Here is a 22,761-nt window from a genome sequence, read left to right as displayed (position 1 = left end):
TGTAAAAATACTTTTGAACATTAAAAGTTGAAAAGTACGTTGATAAAATTGTTGAAAACCAAGTTATTATAAAATTCTTTCAGTTAAAAAAATTTTAAAAAGCCAATTTCATAGCTCAAGAAAATAGTTCATAACTTTTTCAACTATCAACATCCGGGGTTAGTGATCGTTAATGAAAAGGGAGGGAGTTACGATGATTAAAGTCGGTCTTCTTGGGTACGGTACGGTTGGAGGAGGAGTCTACAATATCCTCACAACCAAAAAGGAAGATATAGAAAGAAAACTAGGTGAGAAAATTCAAATCAAAAAGATCTTGGTGAAAGAAAAGTACAAAAAAAGGAAGTACGATGTAGATGATTCGTTGCTTACAGAAGACTATAAAGAGATCGTAGAAGATCCTCAGATTCAGATTGTAGTGGAGTTAATTGGCGGAGAAACACCGACGTTAAGTTATATAAAAGAAGCTATTAATGGTCATAAAAATATTGTAACAGCCAATAAGTTAATATTAGCCAAGTATGGTAGAGAACTATTTCAACTTGCAAAGAACAATAATGTCAAAGTGTACTATGAAGGAAGCGTGGGGGGTGGAATCCCAATAATTAAAACTCTGAAAGAGTCCATGATTGCAAATAAAATTGAAAGAGTTTATGGGATTTTAAACGGGACAACGAATTATATTTTGACTAAAATGACCGAAAAATCCATTGATTTTGAAGAGGCTTTAAAAGAAGCTCAAAATCTAGGTTATGCTGAGAGCGATCCATATTTTGATGTAAGCGGTTTGGATAGTGCATATAAAATAAATATTTTGTCTTCACTAGCCTTTGAGAGTTTTATGGATGTTGATTCAATCCATGTAGAAGGAATTGAGAAGATAGAAAGGGAAGACATAGAAATAGCAGAGGAATTAGGATATACAATTAAATTATTAGCTATTGGAAAAAGGTACGAAGATAAGATGTTGGATATAAGGGTTCATCCAACTTTTATACCAAAAAGTAGCCCTCTTTCAAAAATAAACGGTGTATACAACGTCGTACAGATTCATGGAGACGCCGTTGGAGATATAATGATTTACGGACAAGGTGCCGGAGAAATGCCAACTGCAAGTGCGGTTGTTGCAGATATTATGGAAGCCGCCAAGAGTATTAAATACCATATTGAAAACGAATACAGTACCGGAAGGTTAAACGGTTTGAAGTTAATTGAAACAGATGAGATTGAAAACTCTTTCTATATAAGATTGAGAGTGAATGACAAACCAGGTGTTTTTGCGAAAATAGCAAGGGTTTTTGGAGATAACGAAGTTAGCATCGCTTCTGTAATTCAAAAACACAGACTTAATCCTGTTGTGCCAATATTTTTACAGACGCACCCAATCAAGGAAAAAAAACTGAAAAAAGCAATTGATTCGTTGAACGAATTAAAGGATGTGATAGAAATAAAAAATATAATAAGGGTGGAGGATTTCGGTGAGAAGTTTTAGTTTTTGGCCTGGTATAATAAATGCTTATAAAGAATACATGCCCGTCGATGAGAAAACAGAGATAATTACGTTACAAGAAGGGAACACTCCTTTGATATTCGCAGAAAAACTGAGTAATATGTGGGATATTGAGCTTTATCTGAAATATGATGGTGCTAATCCCACGGGATCTTTTAAAGACAGAGGAATGTGTTTAGCAGTAACCAAAGCTCTGCAGAACGGTGATAAAGCAATAATCTGTGCTTCTACCGGTAACACTTCTGCCTCTGCTGCAGCTTATGGAAGTAGAGCAGGATTGAAAACAGCGGTCATAATCCCTGAAGGGAAGATCGCCTTGGGGAAATTATCTCAGGCCTTAATGCATGGGGCTATAGTTATACCGATAAAAGGTAATTTTGACGTTGCCTTAGAGATTACAAGAAAGATCGCTGACAACTATCCTATAACTCTGGTTAACTCACTTAATCCATACAGGATAGAGGGTCAAAAAAGTGCAGCTTTTGAGATATGTGATCAATTGGGTGGTAAATCTCCTGACATATTGGCAATTCCAGTGGGGAATGCGGGAAACATCACAGCTTACTGGAAAGGGTTCAAAGAATACTTTAAAGACCACAAAACAGATAAGTTACCTAAGATGATTGGTTTTGAAGCGGAAGGATCAGCTGCTATCGTAAAAAATCAAGTTATAAAAAACCCAGAAACCGTAGCAACAGCTATAAGAATAGGTAATCCGGTCAATTGGGAGAAAGCCGTAGAAGCTGCAAAAGAATCTGGAGGATTTATAAATTTTGTTACCGACGAGGAAATCTTGGACACGTATAAAGAATTGGCATCCCTCGAAGGTGTGTTTGCAGAGCCTGCATCTGCGGCTTCGGTAGCAGGCGTTAAAAAAATGATAAATTTGGATAAGATAAATAAAGGAAGTAAAATTGTAGCAGTACTCACAGGACATGGATTAAAGGATCCCGATACCGCAATCAGTGTAATACCCAGGGTCAATCCAGTAGAACCAGAAATGGGTACCATATTGAAAATGATAGGGCTGTAATTTTCTAAAATATTTTAAAAGTGCCAATTGTGGGGCGGGCTGCTGGGTGAAGGGGATCTAAAGCAAGTTTTGGAGTTTCTAAAGCGAGTAAAATAAGAGAGATATAGGAGGAAAATAATCATGAAAAAAACAGCTTTGTTAATAGTTTCTTTTTTCTTTGCACTCTTGATCTTTTCCATTACAATCACTAATCCTTTAGGTCCAACGGTTGTTCCAGTAACAGGCTTGATGGCCGATACGATAGAAGAAGAAGTAGAAATAAATGTAAGTCTTTGGAAAGACGCAAATGAAGCTGTAGCTTTGTTGGTATCAAATCAAGCAGATTTTGCGGTTCTTCCTATAACCGTAGGCGCAAATTTATACGCTCAAGGTTTAGAGATAATATTGCTAGGTGTTCACGAGTGGAAAGCATTTTATTTAGTAAGCAGTAGTAATGTTGATTTTGAAAACGTAAAAAGTTTAAAGGGTCATGAAGTCTATTCTCCGCATGGACGAGGTCAAACTGTAGACATTTTGATGAGGTATCTTTTGGTTAGAAATGGATTGGTTCCTGATAAAGATGTAAAATTTAACTACCTTCCTCCACAGGAGATAGTTTCCTTGTACAAATCAGGTAAGATAGAATATGCTGCGTTGCCAGAACCATTTTCTACATTGGCTGTAACAGGAACTGAAGGGAGAATAGTTTTAGACTTTCAAGATGAATGGAATAAAATCTCAGGTTCAAAGTACGGCCTTCCTATAGCAGGACTTTTTGTTAAAAAGGAGATTTTAGAGAGAGAACCTGATATCGTTTCAAAAGTTGAGAACGCTTTTTCTGAAAGTGTTGATTGGGCTAATAGAAATTTAGATCAATCATTAAAGATAACTAACGAATACTTAACTATCCCTGTTCCAATACTTAAGGAAGCGATGAATAGATTAGTTTTTGAATACATTCCAATTTTGGAATGTAGAGAAGAAGTAGAAAACTTTTTAAGCACGATGCATGAACTTTATCCAGAAGGGTTGCCTACTTTACCGACAGAAGGATTTTATCACAAATGAAAACCGTTTTTGGGATCGTTTTAATCGCTTTACTTTGGTACTTTTTTTCTTTTGTTATAGGCTCTTCTTTTGTGTTGCCTTTCCCTCATGAAGTTTTGATCAATTTAATAAATCAGCTAAGTACACCGAGGTTTTATATGGCATTATGGAACACGATATGGAAGACCCTGATTGTTTTGTTTATTTCTTCTTTTATCGGGATAATTTTGGGATTTTTAATGGGAATGAACGATACGATCTATGAAATTTTTAGGCCTATGCTGATGATGATACAAGCTATACCGGTTGTTTCTTGGCTTGCTTTTGTGGTATTTCTATGGGGTGTGGGATGGCGTGGCCCTATTTTAATAAGCACCATGGCCATTTTACCTAGTACTGTTTTTACTACTGCTTCTGGGATAAAGAACATCGATAGAAAATTGCTTGAGATGGTACGCTTGTACAAAGTATCAAGAACTAAGATATTTAGGCATGTATACTTAGCTTCGATCGTTCCTTTTGTAATTGCAGCGGTTGAAGTTTCAATAGGAAATGTATGGAAAGTGGTGTTAGTAACAGAGTTTCTAGTTGGTGGAAATGGGTTGGGTGTAGAACTAGCTTGGGCAAGACAGTATGTCGATGTCCCGAGGATCTACGCTATTACTATCGTAGCCGTTATATTAGGTATCGCTACAGAGCGTGTATTTAAAATTATTTCAAGAAGGATGTTAGAAAGATGGGAAATGTACTAAAAGCAGATGGTTTAATCAAAAGATTTGGAGACCTTCTGGTTATAGACAACTGGAGTCTTGAGTTGAAAGAGGGAGAAAAAATCGTTCTATTAGGACCTTCAGGTTGTGGAAAAACCACTTTTTTTAGGATTGTTGCAGGATTAGAAAGACAAAGTGAAGGAAAAGTTGAAACTTTTGTGGATAAGATCGGTTATGTTTTTCAAGAGCCTCGATTATTGCCTTGGAGAACGGTTTACGATAACCTAAAAATAATTTTAGACGATGAAAAGAAAATTAAACAAATTATCGGTATGATGGGTTTAGAAGGTTTTGAAATTCTTTTACCTTCCAGATTGAGTGGAGGAATGAAACAAAGAGTGAATATTGCCAGATCTTTATTAGTTCAACCACAGATCTTGCTAATGGATGAACCTTTCACATCTTTGGATCTAAATATTAAATTATCAATAATAGAAGATATGAATAAGATGTGGAATAAAAGTTATTTTTCAATATTGATGGTTACCCATGACATAAAAGAGGCATTGATGCTGGGAAACAAAATAGTCATTTTGTCACAAAGACCTTCTAGAATATTAAAGGTCTTTGATATAGATCTTTTAGAAGAAGAGAAAAATATTTATGATAAAAGATTTTTAGAGTTAGAAAGCCAGATTACAAAATTTGTTATAAGCCAATCTGAAAAGATAATTGGTTAGAAAGTATAAAAAGATTTGGAGGTGAAGTTTATTCCTATATACAAACATTCAGTTTTCATTGTTTCCACAGGTAGGACCGGCACTAAGTTCATAGGCAAAGTTCTTCCTTCTATGATTGATGACTGTTATTCTACTCATGAGCCCGCTGGAGTTTTTGTGACAGATAGAAATAAATGGAAAAAAGATATTAAAAAATATGGATTTTTAAGAATGACGATAGGTCAATTAACTCCGAAATATTCTATGTATAAACTTAGTAGCGATAGGCGTGCAGGAAGGGTTAGCGACGATAAAGCATTAAAGTATATAGAGCAAATGAGAAAGTTAGTACTTAAAGACATTATTCCTGAGCTTTATGTTGAATCGAATAACCACCTGCACGGCGTTGTAGACTTACTGGAGAAAGTATTTCCCAACAGCAAGGTTGTATTTGTTATTCGAGATCCCCGAACTTGGATCAGATCTGTAATGAGTACAAAAGCATCTCTTCTCTATGGCAAAATTGATTTTCCTTTTTTAAATATAAGCATGAAAGCAACTGATTTCAAAGATGACCCCTACGCTGAAAAATGGAAAAATATGTCGAAATTTGAGAAACTTTGTTGGTATTATAACAAACTTAATTCTTTTGTTCTTGAAAAAATGAGTGACAAACCAAATTTTAAAGTTTATAGATACGAAGATATTCTGATTTATCAGGATAGAGAAAAGTATTTCAAAGATTTTTTAGATTTTATTACCAATTTTGAAGACGGTTTTTCAAAGAATTACGAGTTCAAACCCCAGCTATTGAATAGAAAAGTTAACTCTAGTTCTAAAAACTACGTTATACCTCATTGGAGAGATTGGAAAAATAAGGAAGCAGTTATTATGGAAAAACATTGTAGCAAACTGATGAAAAAGTTTAATTATGGTCAAGAATCAGAATGGTCTGAAAAGGTGGAAAAAGGTTACAAGTTTGAAATAGCATGAAAAAATCAATTTGAATAAAGATATTTCGTTATTAAATCACGGAATTTTTTGCTTTCTAATGCTTTTTTAGCCAATTGATCGGCCAACGTATTGTAATGGTCTCCTGAGTGTCCCCTTACCCAATTGAACTGTATTTTTAAAAATTTACTAAAATAATCATAGCAATTTTTGTAGGCTATGGTTATTTTTTTATTTGTTTTCCATTCTCCGTTACACCATTTCTCTAATCCAATGTAGTCATGGTGTATTATTATCTTTTCATAGCCTTTTTCTTTAGCGTATTCCATTGCGTAGATGGATGCACTTATTTCTCCGGCAACATTTCTGCTATAGGAGTATTCTGGGTTATTACCAGAAAAGAAGAAGTGCTTTTCCTCACCATCTAGAAGTACTATTCCGCTACCGTATATTTTTGTTTCTACGTCATAACTCCCATCGACATAGGCGATGAGAATTTTATTCTCACTGGCTGTCTTTTTTGTAATTGTCGTATACCCCTTTTTTGAGATTTTCTGTTACTATTTTCATTTCTATGTCCTCTTGTTTTAGCTCTTTGATTAGTTCTTCAACGGTCCACTGAGAGCTTGTAGGAGTAACAGAGGCAAAAATGATATTTTCTGGTAAGTTTTCCATATCTTTTATCACTTTCATTATCCTAAGTATCTGTTCTTTAGACATACCGTTTATTATAATTGTTGGAATGTTTTTTATATCTTCATACATGAGTATAACCTCCGAAGTTGTGAAATTAGCGCCCCTTTGCCACGTAGCCCTCGCCACAATTGGCCTACATAACACCTAGTAAGAAAAAAGTAATCTAATGTTGTCTACTGTTAGAAAAGATTTTAAAATATTTTCGTCAATTGTTGTATCTTCTATTTCCTTTTTACTTCCTTGAACCCCTTTCTGGGCGTTTCCTTCTAAAGTTTGCACTTTATCTAATAATAAAAATATTTTACTTTTATATGCCTTTAATGAGAAATCTTTCAAGTTTATTCCTTGGTCAATGTGCTGTGTCGAAGTCAACACTTCTATTTTATCAAATATTTCTTTGTTAATTTCTTTCAAATCTTTAAGTTTTGTTTCTTCTTCCTTACAGAATTTCTTTTGAAGCTCTATGGGAAGAAATGAAAAATCTATTAGATCTTTGTCAAATTTGTTGGTTAAATCTTCTCTTAAATAATTTTTGTACTTTTCAGAGATAGGTATTTTGTTAATTTGCTCTTCGTATTCTTCTTTTACTTTGTTAATCTCTTCAGGAGAAAGTCTAACCAAAAAATGATCGTAATAACTTATTTCTTTTATATTTTTGAAATCTTCTATCACATCTAACTTCCTGGTTAAAAAGTTTTTTTCGTTGAATTTTGATTCTAAATATATCATTCCAAATCCTTCTAATACGGAAGACGAAAAGAACAGATCAGAAATATTTAGAATATAAGGAAAAAGTGACGGATCTTTCGCTGAAATAGCCCAAGCTCCCTTAACCTTTTCGGATTCAAAAGTTTCCTTTACAACTTTTTCGTATGGTCTTTCTTTGTCAGAGTTAGCTGGTAACGTAACAAGTAGATTACTTTTTCCATGTAAGCGATTTATAAGTACCGCTTCCAAAATATTCTTTCTTCTTATCGTCCTAGTGGGATACAAAATGTTTTTGTTTTTTGGATCAACGTTATATCCCAATTTTTTTAGTTTATCTATTACTTTATCTTTGTCAATTTCATCTTTTTTATCTTTATTTTTAGTGAACTCAACCGCATTTGGAAGATAAAAAGTATTTTCTGAAGGTATACCGGATTTTATAAGTCTATTGTAATCGGAATGATTGATAGTTGCATAAAATATATTCTTCCTGATAGGATACATCGAAGAATTTATAAATTTTCTTAAAAAAGAATAGTTTTCCCATCTTGCACACTCAGGAAAATCATGTATTTGAATGATTGTAGGGATGTTTTTTGATATGATAAATTCTTTAAATGTTTCTGTGAAGGCTGGGTTTTTGCCTAAATTATAATTATGAGCCCAGTATATAGCCCTTTCATCGTGATAATTATTCAGTTCGTTTTTTATCGATTCTTTGAGTTCAAGAAAAGTCTGGTAGTCGGTGCTGTCATAGTATATATATCCGAGTTCAGGAAAGTCAACAAAATCGACGTTTTTGTAAGATAAAACCTCTTTTATTCCGTCTATACCCATTTTTTTTGAACCAAATAGAGTAATTTTGTATTCGTCTTTTAAAGATTTTACAATATTTCTAACAACGGTAGAAACTCCGCCTTTTATGTAATGGTAGTGGAAGATGTAAAGGCTGTTCATACCTTTTCTCCTCTTGAGAACTTTTGTTTGTACTCAGGGATAGTGATGATTGGAGGCCTTTCAATACTTAAAATTTCTTTTGGATCTAAAATCCTTTCATTTCCTTTTTTTTGGATCATTATATGTTTATCGTTCAATTCAGTCTTTAAATCTAATTTTCCATATTTTTCCAATCTTTTTAATACTACCTTTATGAGTTCAAAAGCCATTTTACTAAGTGAGTGTAGTGGTTGATTGTCGTGTATTCGAAGTTCAAGATCCACTTGAGCTATTATTTCAGTGCCATATTTTTCAGCTATGTCTATGAGATGAGCAATTTCCACACCGTATCCCACGAAAAATGGCAGCTTTTCTAAAATCTCCCTTCTTCCTGCATATTCACCACTTAAAGGTTGAATTATCGTTGATAGCTCGGGGTAAAACAACGAAAATAAAGGCCTTGCAACCAATTCGGTAACCCTTCCTCCACCCGTTGGTTGCATTGCCGATTTTCCAACAATGGGCCTATCATAAAAGGCTTTAACGTAACCTATTTCTGGATAATTCAACAAAGCACCAACTAAACCGTAAACGAATTTTGGATGTATGTTTTCTATATCTGAATCCACCCAAACTATTATATCGCCATTAAGTGCGTATAAGCTTTTCCATAAATTTTCTCCTTTTCCCTTGTAAAAACCGTATTCTGGTAAAATATCACTAGAGTAAAAAACTTTAGCGCCATACTCTTTTGCTATAGAAACCGTTTCGTCTTCTGATCCAGAATCAATCACGGCTATTTCATCCAATAAGGGATATTTTTCCATAAGTTCTGTTTTCATAATGATTATCTCTTTACCAATTGTTTTTTCTTCGTTTAAAGAAGGAAAAGCAAGGGATATTTTGACATCTTGTTTTTCTTTTAATTTAACAAGCTCTTTAATGTTTTCAAACTTTGAATGGTGAAAAGAACGTTTTAAGACATTATCCTTCATCTTTTACCTTCCTTTCTGATTAATCTTTTTTAATCTTTTTCTTCGCCTATTATGTCTTGACCTATCTCTTCTTCAGCAAAGTTTTCAGTTGTTACATTATCAACTACCATCAAAATTTGATTTAGCCCTTTCATGACACCATCTCTTTCGAAGTATTCTGAGCCATCTAATATTTCACCTTTTGCTATACCGAGTGAAACTGCAGGAATACCTGATTTAATTATCAAAGCCTCGTCTTTGTCTAAAGGAACTAACTTAGTTTTAATGTTTAAATTATTCTGAATCTCTCTGATCTGTTCGATCAAGGGATGATCTTTCGGTATGAAAGTAGTTGGTATGTAGGAAAGCAGATTCAATTTTATTTTTAAATTGTATCTTTCTGCCAATTCTGTAACGGTGGATCTTAAGTTTTCACTTATGGTTTCTAAATCCTGATCTCCTTCGCTCTTTATCTCTAATATTACTTCCGTGTTGTATTCGAATTTGTCAAGTTTCAAGATGCTTATAGATGTGCCTTCCATATCAGCATTTTCTTTTAGATTGGAAGTTATTCTGTACAATATCTCTAAGGTTGATGGAGATTTAGAAGTTTTATGAATTGAATCTCGAGAATAAAACTTTAATTTGTAAACATATTTTCCTAAAGACCGATGACCAAGATCTCCTAAATTTATGCCATTGACTTTAATGGCATAGTCCAAACTTTTCATATTTTCTTGTAAAAACTCTCCTAAACTTAAAAATTTGTTTTTTCTTGCCTGATTAAGAAAGAGGAAAAATACATTCTTTCTTAAGTCTACTTTTTCAGAGTGTAAAAACTTTATCAATGTCAAAAGAGCTGCTACTTTAAGTGAAGAAGAGACGATTTTTAAACCTTCGATTTTTCCTTTTAATACCCTTGCAAATCTTTCAACAAGTGGATCTTGTATCTCATCTATAGTAGTGAAAACAAGAGCCGCAGGAGAAGCATCGTCGTTAACAAAAGAAACATATACGTTTCCTTCATCATCTTCCTTAATGTTTGTTAGATTCATTTCTTTTAATCTGTTTATTATAAAGTTTTTTTGTTCATCGAAATTTTTTAAAGGAAGTTGATTGTAAAGTATCGTATTAGATAACAGTTCATCCTCATATTTTTCCAACTTCCATAAGGCATCTTCTAATCTAAGCATTTTGATTCCTCCTTTCCACATTTTTATCAAGTAACGAAAAATAACCCCTTTTAAAAAAGGTTTTATGATTAATTTTGTTTACTTCATCTGTATTAGAAATATGGGCGAATATAGTATGAGTGGTAGAGATATGAATAGTAGTTTAAATAAGAAGAAAACGTTTATTACCTTTTCTATCAATTATTATAACATATTTTGTAGGAATTTGTCAAAACCTGCCAAAAAAGGTAAGAATATAATTTATCAAGACAACAATTATCAAAGAAGGAAGGAAGTTTCCTACTTTTATATCTTTTATCTCCAAAAGTCTTATTCCAATGGCGATTATCATCGCGCCTCCTACGGCTGTAAAATCGTTCAAATAATAGGGATTTGAAAGGAAAGAAAGCATTCCCGCTAAACTAACTATAGAACCTTGAATTAAGAAAACACTCACAGCAGAGAATGTAACTCCAACACCATAAGCCGAGGCTAAGACCATTGAAGAAATTCCATCAAGAACAGATTTCAAAAAAATAACAGAGTTATCTCCTGAAAGACCAGCATTTAGACATCCAATTATCGTCATAGGGCCTATAACAAAAAGAACTGTGGCAGTAATAAAGCCTTTGACAAATGGCGTTTCTCCTTGTGACCTTTCAACAATATTTGCTAACTTTCCTAGACCTTTTTCTATTCTTAGTATTTCTCCAAGTAATCCTCCCAGCGCCAAAGATACCAAAACTACGATCAAATTGCTCGCATCTAACCCCATTCCTACTCCGATCAAAAAGGTAGTTAGGCCCACACTTTGAAATAAAATCAGTCTCAAATTGTCTGGCAATTTATTTCCTACAAGCGTTCCCAATGTGCCTCCAATCAAAACGGCTAAAGTGTTTACGATGACGGCTACGTTGAACACTTCTTATTCCCCTCCCTCTTTGCGGAATTGAATCCATTAAAAGTTTTTTTTCAATAATTATACCAAAGAATCAATCGTATGGTTAATTACAAAAAAACTTACAAAAATAAAGAGATTTTAAGATTTTTCCAAAAATGATGAGGGAATTTAAGGCGATTTCTCTTTACTACATATCCATAAAGAGAAATGCTTTATGATTATTAATTTAATAGGGACTGTCAAACAGTCCCTATATTTTTATAAAAAAATAAGTATTTTCAACTTTAACCTTAGCAGCTGGATATTTTTCTTCTGCAATTTTAGGGTTGTTTAGGATTGTATCTATTACCTGCTCTTTTCCTTTATATGAGCATAGAAAAAGAATATTTCTTGCATTGTTCAGCAACTTGTAAGTGGCTGTAATTCTTGGTATTTTAGGTGTACCAGAGGGTGGTGTGACAGTGAAGAGTTTTTTGTTTTCTTTTAAAGTGTCACTCGAAGGGAACAAAGATGCTGTGTGGCCATCTTCTCCTATTCCAAGTAATATCAAATCAAAAACAGGATTTTGATTCCGAAAAAAACTTATTATTTCTTTCTCATACGCTTCACAAGCTTCTTCTATTGTTAGTTCTGTTTTTATCCTGTGTACATTATTTGTTGGAATATTAATCTTGCTTATTAGCAAATCGTAAGCCCATTTGAAATTACTGTCTTTACTTTTTTGATCGACGTATCTTTCGTCTCCCCAAAAAATATGTACCTTCTTCCAATTTATTTTATCTTTGTACTCGGATACCAATTTTTCATAAACTGGAAGTGGAGTTCTTCCGCCTGAAAGCATTAAGGTGAATAATTTGCTTTTTCCTATGCTTTCTTCATATAACTTATAGATTAAATTTACCGATTCATTTTGGAACCTTTTAGGATCATCAAAGTACTTTGTTTGCATATAGATCTTCACTTTCAAAGTCTAAGTTACGCCAACTTCTATTGTCTTTTGCTAATAGTTCAAAAGATTCTTTTGGTCCCCATGTACCAGCTTTGTAAAATATCAATCCATTATCTTTTTCCTCTTCCCATTTTTCTAAAACTGGGGTGAATATTTTCCATGAAATTTCCATTGCGTCACTTCTTACAAAAAGTGTTTGATCTCCCAACATGGCGTCCAAGAGTAGCCTTTCATATGCATCTGGTCCTTTGAATTTGAAGAATTCGTCGTAATTGAAATCCATGGTTAGAGTATTCAAACAAAGTTTGGAACCTGGTTGTTTCGCTTGAATTTTCAGTGAAAATCCTTCGTCTGGTTGTATATTGAGAATGAGGGCATTTTTCTCTAAGGTTATATCATTTTTAGCAAATATCGAATGAGGAACGTCTTTAAAGATTATGGCGATTTCTGTAACCTTTCTTTTCAACCTCTTGCCTGCCCTTAAATAAAAAGGTACCCCGCTCCATCTCCAATTGTCGATTAAAAATTTAGACGCTACAAATGTTTCTACAAAAGAGTGTGGGTTAACATTCTTTTCTTCTTTATAAGCTGGAACTTCTTTTCCATTGATCAATCCCTCAATATATTGGCCTCTTACAAAGTATTCATCTGTCTTCTCTTTTTCAAAGGGTCTTATAGCTTTCAATAGTTTTGTCTTTTCGTCCCTAACGCTTGTATCTTCAAGGGAAGCAGGCGGTTCCATAGCTACCAAAGTTAAAAGCTGCATCATATGGTTTTGAAACATGTCTCGTAATAAGCCAGCTTGTTCAAAATATCCAGCCCTATGTTCTACGCCTAATGTTTCAGCAACAGTTATCTGGACGTTATCTATGTATTTGTAATTCCATATGGGTTCAAAAACAATGTTTGCAAATCTGAGCATCATTATATTTTGAACGGTCTCTTTACCAAGATAATGGTCAATTCTGTATATTTGGGTTTCATTTAGATACTTATGAAGTTCCTCGTCTAATTCTTTGGATGTGTTAAAATTACTTCCAAAAGGTTTTTCTATTATTATTCTTGAGTAAGAGTTTTCACTTTCTTTTGTCAAATTGAACTTCCCCAAATGTTTAATTATTTCTAAATAAACGTTTGGGGGTGTTGAAAGATAAAAAAGATGATTTTCGTGGGTGTTAAAAACTTTGTCTAAATAATTTAGTTTATTTTTTAGATCCAGGTACAGGGAATCATCGTCGTAGAAACCTGAAATGTAAAAGACTTTTTCAATGAATTTTGAAATTATAAAGTTATCTTCGTTTTCTTCCAATAATCTATTTTTTATTTCTTGGCGGTATTCTTCCTCGGTGAGTTTAGACCTAGCTACTCCCAGTAAGAAAAATTCGTTGGGTAAAAGGTTCTTTTTGAACAAAGTATATATAGAAGGGATTAATTTTCTAAAAGTTAAATCTCCTGAGGCTCCAAATATTATTAAGGAAGAGGCCCCGGGTTTTATTTCTTCACAAATATTTTTTCTTGAAAGATGTTTTGTTATTTGGTCCATGTACTAATGTCCACCTCTTTCTATAGAATATTTTATTGTCCTTAGAAACACTAAAAGCTACTTTAAACAGATTTTTTAGAATTCAAAAATTTTGAAAACACGTGCATCAATCTAAGTTAAATCTAGTCTGCTTTAGCGCCCCTTCGCCCCGCTCCCCACCCACAGTGTTTCTAGAATATTTTATAATTCAATCGTTATTTATATTATAACACGACAAAAAAGATAATAATTTACGAAATCATGAATTGTTTTATTTTGATAATATTGCCTAAAAAATAAAAGAACTTCAAACAATTTAACGATTTGTAAGGTGAAAGTTAGTTAAAATCAACAATAAAACGAATTAGATTATGTGTTATAATATATTTTGAAGAAAAGGATAACAAAGATGCCTACTTTATTCGATTATACCAAAATGAGAACAACAAAAATATAAAACTTAAAACTCAAAGGAGGAGGATGAAAGTATGAATGGCTCTATAAAAATTAGCGATAGTATTTACTATGTTGGGGTAAACGACAGGGACACGAAGCTTTTCGAAGGTTTATGGCCCCTTGAAAGAGGGGTTAGTTATAATTCTTATTTAATCTTAGATGAAAAAACAGCTTTAATTGATACGGTTAAAGAATGGAAGGTGACTGAATTTTTTGATAAAATTAGGCATCTTTTAAACGGTAAACCTCTTGATTATTTGATTATCAACCATATGGAACCTGATCATTCTGGAGCTATTCCAGAACTTCTGCAAGAATTTCCTAATTTAAAAATTGTGGGTAATAGAACCACTTTTCAATTTATAGAAAACCTTTATAAGATTAAAGATAATTTTCACGAGATAAAAGATGGTGAATCTCTGAATTTAGGAAAGCATAATCTGAAGTTTTACTTAACTCCGATGGTTCATTGGCCAGAAACAATGGTGACCTATGATGAAACGGATAAAATTTTGTTCTCTGGTGATGCCTTTGGCGGCTTTGGAACCTTAGATGGAGGAATATTTGACGATGAAGTAAAGATAGATTTCTTTGAAGATGAAATCAGAAGATATTTTTCTAATATAGTCGGAAAGTTCTCTCCTATGGTACAAAGGGCGTTAAATAAATTGAATGAAGCTAATATAGATATAAAAATAATCGCTTCTACACATGGACCAATTTGGAGAAAAAATCCAGAGAGAATTTACTCTTTGTATGATAAATGGAGTAAATACGAAACCGAAGAAGGTGTTGTAATAGCTTACGGTTCGATGTATGGTAATACAGAAGAAATGGCAGATTATGTTGCAAGAAAATTGGCTGAAGAAGGCATTAAAAAGATCAAAATAATGAATGTATCAAAAACGCATATTTCTTATATAATTAACGAGATTTGGAGATACAAGGGGCTAATACTTGGAAGCTCAACGTATAATCAAGGTCTTTTTCCTTATATGGAATCGTTAGTTCAATGGTTGGCTCATACCAATATAAAAAATCATGTTTTAGGTATCTTTGGTACATATGGTTGGAGCGGAGGCGGAGTATCTACTATAGTTAAGTACAATGAGCAAATGAAATGGCCGCTTGTTGCTGAACCGGTTGAAGCAAGGTTATCCGCAAAAGAGGAAGATTTTAAGAAATTAAGTGAATTGGCAAAAGCGATGGCAAAAGAGATAAAATTGGCTTGACTTTCAAAAAGAAATATGATAGTATAGGTTAAATTAATAAGTTTTTATTCCTTATCGAGAGAGGCGGAGGGACTGGCCCGAAGAAGCCCGGCAACCTGCATAATTTATCAAAATTATGCAATGGTGCTAAATCCTGCAGAGAAATTCTGGGAGATAAGGAGAGGATAAAAATCATAAAATATAAACCTCTTCCATTCTACCGGAAGAGGTTTTTTATATAAAGTTCTGATTAAAAGGGGGATCTAAATCAAGTTTTAGAATTTCTAAATAGAGTAAACATATATTGCGAGGGAGGGATTTAGTATGAAAAGAAGTAAGAGTGTAGTAAAGGTTTTGGTTTCATTATTTGTTTTTTTAACATTGTTTTTCGTTGAAGGGTATGCTTTGTTTGGCTTTGGTCGGAATACCTTCAAAGTAGGAGCTACTCCGGTTCCACACGCTGAGATTTTAGAGTTTGTAAAAGATGATTTTAAAGAAAAAACCGGTGTAGAGCTTCAGATAGTAATTTTTACGGATTATGTTCAACCTAATTTGGCTTTGGAAGATGGTTCTATAGATGCGAATTATTTTCAGCATGAACCATATTTAGAAACTTTTAAAAGGGAACGTAAGCTGCCAGACTTGGTATCTGTTGCTAAGATCCATGTTGAACCTATGGGATTTTATTTGAAGAAAGAGTTAAAGGACCTCAAAAAAGGTGATTTAATTATAATTCCTAACGATGTTACTAACGAAGGTAGGTCTTTGTTGCTTCTTCAAGAATATGGAGTGATTAAGCTCGGGGAGAGAGAAGATCCTTTAGTAGCAACTATCAAGGATATTGTTGAAAATCCATACGGTTTGGTATTCAAAGAGCTTGAAGCACCGTATTTGCCCAGGACTTATAAGGAAGATAAAAATGTTGTTGGGGCTATAATTAACACAAATTATGCTATAGAAGCGGGGCTAAACCCATTGGAAGATGCGGTATTCTTTGAAGGAGCCCAATCTCCATATGCCAACATAATAGCTGTAAAAGAAAGCCGTGTAGATGATGAACTAGTAAAAGCTTTGATTGAAGTGCTAACAACCGATAAGGTTAGAAAAGTTATTTTAGAGAAGTACAATGGTGCCGTGGTACCTGTATTTTGAACTTTCATAAAAATAAAACAAAAGGAGAAACCTAGTTGTTAAAAATAAAAAATCTTAATCTCATATATGATGATAAAAATCATGTCTTAAAAAACGTAAATTTTACAGTTGAAGATGGAGAAATTCTGGGGATTATTGGTCTATCCGGAGCGGGGAAAACGTCTCTTTTGAGAACGATGAACCTGCTCCAAGCTCCTACTTCCGGGGAGATTTTCTTAGATCAAGTAGATCTAAGAAAATTAAATAAAAACCAATTGAGAAACGTGAGAAAAAAGATTAGTATAGTATTCCAACATTTCAACTTGTTGCGTTCTAGAACGGTATTTGAAAATGTATCTCTTCCCCTTGAAATTGAAAAGGTCCCTAAAGGAGAAATAGAAGTTCGTGTGAATAAGTTATTGGAAGATGTCAATCTTCTTCATAAAAAGGATTCTTATCCTTCACAATTATCAGGAGGAGAGAAACAAAGAACAGCTATAGCAAGGGCATTGATAAATAATCCTGATATTATTTTGTTTGATGAGCCCACATCGTCTTTAGACCCAAGCACTACACAGAGAATTTTAGATCTTATATTGGAAATTAATAAGAGTATGAAAAAGTCAATTTTGATTGTTACTCATGAGATGGATGTGATTAAAAAGATTTGTGATAAAGTTGTTTATTTAAAAAATGGAACCGTTGATTTTTTTGGTAAAGTCCATGAATTTTTTATTAAAAAAGAAAATGAACTTAATAAAGAATTTTATCAAGAAATAAACGTAGATTGGAAGAGGGTAAAAGAAGTTGTTCAAGGAGAAAACGATAGGTTGATAAAGGTAGTTTTTTGGGGAGAAAAAACTCATGAACCTATCTTGCATAACATCACTAAAAAATATGACATCACATTGAATATACTTTACGGTAAGATAGAACATTTGAAAGACAATCCCTATGGAACTTTAATAGTTGAGGTTATTTCTACACAAAGGGAAATGGAAAAGTTTTTAGAAGAGCTCTCTGCTAATGTTTACAAAGTTGAGGTGTTGAAATAAATGATCCAAGATCTATTTATAGCTACTTTTGAAACGTTATACATGACTTTTGTGTCTGGTTTTATAGCTATTTTGTTGGGTATTCCTTTGGGTATAGCTCTCTACATGTTGTCTAAAAGTGATAAAAATGCAGCAAAAACTTGGTATTCCATTTTAGATTGGATTGTAAATATATTTAGGTCAATACCTTTTATCATCCTTATTATTTTGATAATCCCTTTAACAAGATTATTAACAGGAACAATAATTGGATCAACCGCAGCGATTGTGCCTTTGTCTATAGCAGCCATTCCGTTTATGGCAAGATTGGCTGAAACTTCTTTTAACAATCTTTCACAAGGTTTACTAGACACATCTGTGTCTATGGGTATGACCAATAGACAGTTTATATTGAAAGTATTATTACCTGAAACTGCCCCAGAGATGGTTTCAAATATTACTTTGTTGATTATAAATCTAATAACTTATACGGCTATCGCGGGAGCTGTGGGAGCTGGAGGCCTTGGGGCAATGGCTATAAATTACGGATATCAAAGGTTTAGAATGGATGTGCTTCTATACGATGTGGCAATATTAATCTTCTTAACTCAGATAATTCAATTTGTTGGTTCAAGATTGTCGAACTCTTTAAGAAAATGAAAAGCCAGGAGATTCCTGGCTTTTAATGTGATAACTGATATTATTCTATTAAACCTAAACCTTTAAGATAATTCTTTGCAACTTCCTCTGGTTCTTTTCCCTCGACATCTACTAAATAGTTTAACCTTATGACTATATCTTGGTTTAAGTACATAGCAAAAGGTCTCAATATTTCTGCTATCTCAGGATATTTTTCTAAAGTATCTTCTCTCATAACAACAGCTACATGATAAAAAGGGAAGAAATGTTTATCATCTTCCAAAACCTTTAAGTCGTATTTCAACAGTTGAGAATCGGTGGTAAAGACCATTGTTATATCAGCATCTCCTTGATTCACAGCCTCATAGGTTAAACCCCACTGCATAGTTTTAACATCGTTTTTGGATATGTTCATGTTGTATGCTTCTGCCATCTCGAATATATTCATTGCACCTTCGAAGAATTCGTAGTCAATTGCTATTTTTAATTCTCTAGGATTGTTATTTACATATTCGGCAAGATCGGATATGGTATCAATACCTAAGCTTTCAGCTCTTTCCCTTGTCATAGCCAAAGCATATGAGTTGTTTATACTGGTTAGATCAAGCCATACTAATCCTTGTTCTTTATCCATGTTTTTAACCTGGTTGTATAATTCTGTGGGGTCGTAAATCAATTCCTCTTTATGATAGTACGTTGTCCATGCTGTTCCTGTATAATCTGCGGTAACATCTATTTGACCGTTCAACATTCCTGTTCTTTTCACTAAAGTATTTAAACCAAATCTTTTATCAACCCTAAAGCCGTTTTCTTCAAGTAATGCAGATATTATCTCACCAAATATATACTGCTCTGTGAAATTGGAAGCACCTACAGTTAAAGTTGCACCAAATAGGCCATTTAAAGAAAACGCGACGACTAACACAAGTATTGCCCACTTTTTCAACGTTAACACCTCCATCAATAATGTCTATTTCAAATAATAAGGGTGAAGTGCGTCTCTTCACCCTTATTTGTTAAGGTGAATATTAGATCGTTTAATCTATCAAACCTAAACCTTCTAAATAATCTCTCGCAACGACTTCTGGTTCAAGACCTTCAATATCTACTCTATAGTTTAGCCTTATTAAAATGTCTTCGTTTAGGTACATTGTGAGAGGTCTCAAAATTTCTTCAATTTCAGGGTATTCATCTAGAACATCTTTTCTAACTATAAAAGAGATATGGTAATAAGGCCAGAAGTTTTTATCGTCTTCTAATACATGTAGGTTGTATTTTAAAATTTGTGGATCGGTAGTAAAAACCATAGCTATATCTATTTTATTGTTTGCAATTGCCTCGTAGGTTAATCCGGTTTGCATAGTTAATACTTGAGATTCAGGAATATCTAAACCATAGTGGTCAGCAAAGGCAAAGAAACCATCAGGTCTTTCATAGAATTCATGGTCGACTCCTACCAAAAACTCACTTGGATGTTCGTTCCAGTAAGCAACTAAGTCAGAGAGGGTTTCGAAACCATATTTTTCATAATCTTCTTGACGAATAGCAAGGGCATAAGTATTGTTAACGTTTATTCTATCAAGCCAAACGACTCCATTTTTAGCGTCTAGTTCTTTGACTTTTTCGAAAAGTTCATCTGGATCAGTGATCATTTCTTCTTGACCTAGGTAAGTTGCCCACGCGGTTCCAGTGTACTCTGCAAGTATATCGATCTGACCCGTTATTAAACCTTCTCTAGAGGGGAGAGCATGAAGGCCATCCCTTTTAACAACGTTAAAACCGTTCTCTTCAAGTAGCAGTGAAGCCAAGTTTCCCAGGATGTAATGTTCTGTGAAGTATCTTATACCTACAGTTAAAGTTGCACCAAATATTGCAGTCAAAGAAAATACAACAAACAATGCAAGTATTGTAAGTTTTTTCAACGTTAACACCTCCATTTAAAAGTTTTTTCATTATTCATTTTGTAATTTAATACCTTCCGAAGTCATTTTGTTTTGTATTAAAGCGAGTATGAAATCAATTAAAACGGCCATTATTGAAACCGGAATAGCTCCAGCTAATATCATCTCAAATTTAAATGTCCCAAGACCTATAAAAATTAATTCTCCCAATCCTCCAGCACCTATGGCTGACGCGATTGTAGCTGTTCCTAAATTTATTATGGCTGCATTTCTTATTCCTGAAAAAATAGTAGGCATCGCGTTTGGGATTTCTACTTTCCACAGGATTTCCCTTTTAGTCATTCCCATTCCTCTTGCTGCTTCTTTCATACCTTTATCAATGCCGAAAAGTCCAGATGCGGTGTTAAATGTTATAGGAACTATACTGTACAAAAACAGGGCAAAGATCGCCGGGGCAGGGCCTATTCCCATGAATAAAAAAACCAGAGCTATGACGGCAATACTTGGGACCGCCTGGGCTATTCCTGTGATTGAAAGTGCTATTCTTCCACTCTTCTCTTTCCCGGGGCGGGTAACATAGATTCCTATCGCCATTCCCACAACTATGGCAATTGCCCAAGAAGATGCAAACAAATAAAGATGTTCCATAGTCTTTATTCCCATATAACCAAGATTTTCAGCAACGTATGTAAAAAATTCCATATTATCCTCCTCTTATCAAACCTCTGCTTTATTTGACATTTGTTCAAATATAGCTTTTAAGTTGATCACCCCTATTACCTTTTGTTTATCGGTAACTACGGGGATGTTTGTACTGGAAGAACTTAGTATCTTATTCAATGCTTCATAAAGGCTCGATTTGGCAGTAACGTAATCTTTTTTCAAAGAGCTTCGTAATTTAGATGAATCATCAATTCTATTCAATCTTTTAGTTTCTATAAAGCCTTTATAATTGTTATTTTTATCAACAAATATTGTGATAGGATAATTACTCTGTATAGTACTTTTAATATTTGAAAGATCCTCATCAATTTTAAAGGCTTGCATATCTTTGTACAATCCTTCGCTAACCTTAACAAATTCCAGAGCTTTGAATTGACTATCTTCCCCTAATATGTCCTTTACAAAATCGTCTTTAGGGTTTTGAACAATATTTTGTGTATCATCGTACTGTACTAATTCGCCATCTTTAAAGATTGCTATTTTATCCCCCAATTTAATAGCTTCCCTTATGTCATGCGTAACAAATATAATAGTCTTTTTGATCTTCTCTTGTATTTCAATAAATGCATCTTGTAAGGTTTCTCTATTGATAGGATCTATTGCACCAAATGGTTCATCCATGAGCAGTATGTCTGGATCAGCGGCGAGTCCTCTTGCTACTCCTACTCTTTGTCTTTGGCCTCCAGATAGTTGTGCCGGATACTTATGAGCTGTGCTTTCTGGGTCAAGATTTACTAAATCTAATAAATCATATACTCTTTTTTTTATTTTATCCTCAGGCCATTTTAAAAGCCTTGGAACAACAGCTATGTTATCAAATACAGTCATATGAGGGAATAATCCAATTTCTTGTATAACGTAACCTATGCTTCTTCTCAGTTCTATGGGATTTATATCGTCTATCGATTTTCCATTGAAAAGGATATCGCCTGATGTTCTTTCGATCAAACGATTGATCATCTTTAGTGTAGTTGTTTTTCCACATCCAGATGGACCTATAAGAACAGTTAATTTATTGTCTTCAAATTCAATATTTAAATTATTCACTGCGGTGAAATCGCCATATTTTTTTGTGAGATTAACTAATTTAATTGCCATATCATTGTTCCTCCTATAATTTTATCTTATTCTTTTAATTTTAGACCCTTAGGAGTAATAGAATCTTCGAATTTTAGCAAAAGATAATTAGCTAGAACACCCAAAATTGATACCAATATCACCCCTGTTATTACCATTGGATACCTTGACCTACTTAATCCAGCAAAAATAAAGTATCCTAATCCTCCTGAGGCTACAAAATATCCTAAGGTAGCGACTCCAACTCCCATTACTACAGCATTTCTTACCCCGGACATGATGGTAGGGATCGATAAAGGTAAACGGATTTTGAATAGTATTTGAGATTCAGTCATTCCCATTCCTTTTGCAGCCTCTATCATTTGTGGATCAAGAGATTGAATAGCTACTAAGGTATTTCTTATAATTGGAAGTAAGGAGTATATAATCAAAGCAATCACAGCAGGTGTAACCCCTAAGCCAGCTCCAAAAGGAGATAAAATTACAACCATAATCCCAAAAAGCGCCAAACTTGGAATAGTCATCAGAATACTGGCAATGTAGATGACTATGTTTGCGGCTTTAGGATGCCTTGATATGAAAATTCCAGTTGGTACTCCTATACCTATAGAAAAAGGTAATGACAAACCTATGATTTTTAAATGATTTAAAAATTCTCTAATTATAATACTTGAACTACTAGAAATATATTCAAAAAGTTCCACTTTTTCACTCCCTTCTTGTTATGTAAGTAAATTTGAGTATCTTTGCGTTGAATATTATAACACATTATTAATCTTTTTAAA

Annotated in this window: 23 protein-coding genes and 1 riboswitch; of the genes, 10 read left to right on the top strand and 13 right to left on the bottom strand. The window is 33.7% G+C overall.

The features are described 5' to 3' along the window. Positions 1–193 precede the first annotated feature (193 nt). The 6 genes from X929_RS04850 to X929_RS04825 all read left to right on the top strand — a co-directional run bounded on the left by X929_RS04850 (position 194) and on the right by X929_RS04825 (position 5,988). Positions 194–1,489, top strand: coding sequence for a homoserine dehydrogenase (locus X929_RS04850; protein ID WP_103066913.1), 1,296 nt, complete (start codon positions 194–196; stop codon positions 1,487–1,489). After that, a complete protein-coding gene (gene thrC, locus X929_RS04845) occupies positions 1,476–2,540 on the top strand; it encodes a threonine synthase (protein ID WP_103066912.1) in 1,065 nt (354 codons plus the stop codon). The genes X929_RS04850 and thrC overlap by 14 nt, the downstream gene beginning before the upstream one ends. A 120-nt stretch (positions 2,541–2,660) precedes the next feature. Further along, positions 2,661–3,587 (top strand): ABC transporter substrate-binding protein, encoded by a 927-nt coding sequence (locus X929_RS04840; protein ID WP_103066911.1) that lies wholly within the window; start codon positions 2,661–2,663, stop codon positions 3,585–3,587. Next, positions 3,584–4,318, top strand: a complete 735-nt coding sequence (locus tag X929_RS04835) for an ABC transporter permease (RefSeq protein WP_103066910.1) — start codon at positions 3,584–3,586, stop codon at positions 4,316–4,318. Before X929_RS04840 ends, X929_RS04835 begins: the two co-directional genes overlap by 4 nt. After that, the gene (locus tag X929_RS04830) at positions 4,303–5,016 is read left to right on the top strand and encodes an ABC transporter ATP-binding protein (protein ID WP_103066909.1); all 714 of its coding nucleotides are present in this window, start codon (positions 4,303–4,305) and stop codon (positions 5,014–5,016) included. The genes X929_RS04835 and X929_RS04830 overlap by 16 nt, the downstream gene beginning before the upstream one ends. A 21-nt stretch (positions 5,017–5,037) precedes the next feature. After that, entirely contained in the window at positions 5,038–5,988 is a 951-nt protein-coding gene (locus X929_RS04825; protein WP_169924964.1) for a sulfotransferase, read from the top strand. A gap of 5 nt (positions 5,989–5,993) precedes the next feature. Here the strand turns inward: X929_RS04825 and X929_RS04820 are convergent, their stop codons facing one another. The 8 genes from X929_RS04820 to zwf form a co-directional block, all read right to left on the bottom strand. Next, positions 5,994–6,437 (bottom strand): RNase H family protein, encoded by a 444-nt coding sequence (locus tag X929_RS04820; RefSeq protein ID WP_279585880.1) that lies wholly within the window; start codon positions 6,435–6,437, stop codon positions 5,994–5,996. A 13-nt stretch (positions 6,438–6,450) separates the two neighbouring features. Next, positions 6,451–6,711, bottom strand: a complete 261-nt coding sequence (locus X929_RS04815; RefSeq protein ID WP_103066906.1) for a DUF3783 domain-containing protein — start codon at positions 6,709–6,711, stop codon at positions 6,451–6,453. A gap of 75 nt (positions 6,712–6,786) precedes the next feature. Then, positions 6,787–8,307 carry a glycosyltransferase family protein gene (locus X929_RS04810; protein WP_103066905.1) on the bottom strand — a complete coding sequence of 507 codons (1,521 nt, stop codon included), beginning with the start codon at positions 8,305–8,307 and terminating at the stop codon, positions 6,787–6,789. Beyond that, positions 8,304–9,281, bottom strand: a complete 978-nt coding sequence (locus X929_RS04805) for a glucosyl-3-phosphoglycerate synthase (protein WP_103066904.1) — start codon at positions 9,279–9,281, stop codon at positions 8,304–8,306. Before X929_RS04805 ends, X929_RS04810 begins: the two co-directional genes overlap by 4 nt. Before the next feature lie 29 nt (positions 9,282–9,310). Further along, the gene (locus X929_RS04800) at positions 9,311–10,453 is read right to left on the bottom strand and encodes a hypothetical protein (protein ID WP_103066903.1); all 1,143 of its coding nucleotides are present in this window, start codon (positions 10,451–10,453) and stop codon (positions 9,311–9,313) included. Positions 10,454–10,661: 208 nt separating this feature from the next. Further along, the gene (locus X929_RS04795; RefSeq protein WP_103066902.1) at positions 10,662–11,354 is read right to left on the bottom strand and encodes a DUF554 domain-containing protein; all 693 of its coding nucleotides are present in this window, start codon (positions 11,352–11,354) and stop codon (positions 10,662–10,664) included. A 229-nt stretch (positions 11,355–11,583) separates the two neighbouring features. Beyond that, the gene (gene pgl / locus X929_RS04790; protein ID WP_103066901.1) at positions 11,584–12,282 is read right to left on the bottom strand and encodes a 6-phosphogluconolactonase; all 699 of its coding nucleotides are present in this window, start codon (positions 12,280–12,282) and stop codon (positions 11,584–11,586) included. After that, entirely contained in the window at positions 12,263–13,825 is a 1,563-nt protein-coding gene (gene zwf, locus X929_RS04785) for a glucose-6-phosphate dehydrogenase (protein WP_103066900.1), read from the bottom strand. The genes pgl and zwf overlap by 20 nt, the downstream gene beginning before the upstream one ends. A 467-nt stretch (positions 13,826–14,292) precedes the next feature. Here zwf and X929_RS04780 point away from each other — a divergent pair, with 467 nt between their 5' ends. The 4 genes from X929_RS04780 (at position 14,293) to X929_RS04765 (ending at position 18,296) form a co-directional block, all read left to right on the top strand. Beyond that, entirely contained in the window at positions 14,293–15,492 is a 1,200-nt protein-coding gene (locus tag X929_RS04780; RefSeq protein WP_103066899.1) for an FprA family A-type flavoprotein, read from the top strand. A gap of 48 nt (positions 15,493–15,540) precedes the next feature. Continuing rightward, positions 15,541–15,652: riboswitch (SAM riboswitch) on the top strand. Positions 15,653–15,795: 143 nt separating this feature from the next. Beyond that, a complete protein-coding gene (locus X929_RS04775; protein WP_103066898.1) occupies positions 15,796–16,623 on the top strand; it encodes a MetQ/NlpA family ABC transporter substrate-binding protein in 828 nt (275 codons plus the stop codon). Positions 16,624–16,658: 35 nt separating this feature from the next. Further along, on the top strand, positions 16,659–17,657 hold the full coding sequence (locus X929_RS04770; protein WP_103066897.1) for a methionine ABC transporter ATP-binding protein: 999 nt from the start codon (positions 16,659–16,661) through the stop codon (positions 17,655–17,657). Then, positions 17,658–18,296 carry a methionine ABC transporter permease gene (locus X929_RS04765; protein WP_103066896.1) on the top strand — a complete coding sequence of 213 codons (639 nt, stop codon included), beginning with the start codon at positions 17,658–17,660 and terminating at the stop codon, positions 18,294–18,296. A 40-nt stretch (positions 18,297–18,336) separates the two neighbouring features. Here the strand turns inward: X929_RS04765 and X929_RS04760 are convergent, their stop codons facing one another. The 5 genes from X929_RS04760 to X929_RS04740 form a co-directional block, all read right to left on the bottom strand. Then, complete coding sequence (locus tag X929_RS04760; RefSeq protein WP_245858661.1) at positions 18,337–19,230, bottom strand: ABC transporter substrate-binding protein; 894 nt, start codon at positions 19,228–19,230, stop codon at positions 18,337–18,339. 82 nt (positions 19,231–19,312) lie between these two features. Further along, complete coding sequence (locus tag X929_RS04755; protein ID WP_245858655.1) at positions 19,313–20,206, bottom strand: glycine betaine ABC transporter substrate-binding protein; 894 nt, start codon at positions 20,204–20,206, stop codon at positions 19,313–19,315. 21 nt (positions 20,207–20,227) lie between these two features. After that, positions 20,228–20,878: an ABC transporter permease gene (locus tag X929_RS04750; protein ID WP_103066894.1), complete on the bottom strand. Its 651-nt coding sequence runs from the start codon at positions 20,876–20,878 to the stop codon at positions 20,228–20,230. Between the two features lie 15 nt (positions 20,879–20,893). Further along, complete coding sequence (locus X929_RS04745) at positions 20,894–21,997, bottom strand: ABC transporter ATP-binding protein (protein ID WP_103066893.1); 1,104 nt, start codon at positions 21,995–21,997, stop codon at positions 20,894–20,896. A gap of 26 nt (positions 21,998–22,023) precedes the next feature. Then, the gene (locus tag X929_RS04740; protein ID WP_103066892.1) at positions 22,024–22,680 is read right to left on the bottom strand and encodes an ABC transporter permease; all 657 of its coding nucleotides are present in this window, start codon (positions 22,678–22,680) and stop codon (positions 22,024–22,026) included. Between the last annotated feature and the right edge of the window lie 81 nt (positions 22,681–22,761).

The sequence above is a fragment of the Petrotoga olearia DSM 13574 genome (assembly GCF_002895525.1).
GTDB classification, from domain to species: Bacteria; Thermotogota; Thermotogae; order Petrotogales; family Petrotogaceae; genus Petrotoga; species Petrotoga olearia.
This window is presented reverse-complemented; position numbering and strand designations above follow the sequence as displayed.

Coding starts and splice junctions, on each gene's coding strand:
- X929_RS04815 (WP_103066906.1), bottom strand. CDS start 6,711: ATGTATGAAGATATAAAAAACATTCCAACAATTATAATAAACGGTATG.
- X929_RS04800 (WP_103066903.1), bottom strand. CDS start 10,453: ATGCTTAGATTAGAAGATGCCTTATGGAAGTTGGAAAAATATGAGGAT.
- X929_RS04840 (WP_103066911.1), top strand. CDS start 2,661: ATGAAAAAAACAGCTTTGTTAATAGTTTCTTTTTTCTTTGCACTCTTG.
- X929_RS04780 (WP_103066899.1), top strand. CDS start 14,293: ATGAATGGCTCTATAAAAATTAGCGATAGTATTTACTATGTTGGGGTA.
- X929_RS04830 (WP_103066909.1), top strand. CDS start 4,303: ATGGGAAATGTACTAAAAGCAGATGGTTTAATCAAAAGATTTGGAGAC.
- zwf (WP_103066900.1), bottom strand. CDS start 13,825: ATGGACCAAATAACAAAACATCTTTCAAGAAAAAATATTTGTGAAGAA.
- X929_RS04745 (WP_103066893.1), bottom strand. CDS start 21,997: ATGGCAATTAAATTAGTTAATCTCACAAAAAAATATGGCGATTTCACC.
- X929_RS04835 (WP_103066910.1), top strand. CDS start 3,584: ATGAAAACCGTTTTTGGGATCGTTTTAATCGCTTTACTTTGGTACTTT.
- X929_RS04805 (WP_103066904.1), bottom strand. CDS start 9,281: ATGAAGGATAATGTCTTAAAACGTTCTTTTCACCATTCAAAGTTTGAA.
- pgl (WP_103066901.1), bottom strand. CDS start 12,282: ATGCAAACAAAGTACTTTGATGATCCTAAAAGGTTCCAAAATGAATCG.
- X929_RS04775 (WP_103066898.1), top strand. CDS start 15,796: ATGAAAAGAAGTAAGAGTGTAGTAAAGGTTTTGGTTTCATTATTTGTT.
- X929_RS04810 (WP_103066905.1), bottom strand. CDS start 8,307: ATGAACAGCCTTTACATCTTCCACTACCATTACATAAAAGGCGGAGTT.
- X929_RS04750 (WP_103066894.1), bottom strand. CDS start 20,878: ATGGAATTTTTTACATACGTTGCTGAAAATCTTGGTTATATGGGAATA.
- X929_RS04765 (WP_103066896.1), top strand. CDS start 17,658: ATGATCCAAGATCTATTTATAGCTACTTTTGAAACGTTATACATGACT.
- X929_RS04850 (WP_103066913.1), top strand. CDS start 194: ATGATTAAAGTCGGTCTTCTTGGGTACGGTACGGTTGGAGGAGGAGTC.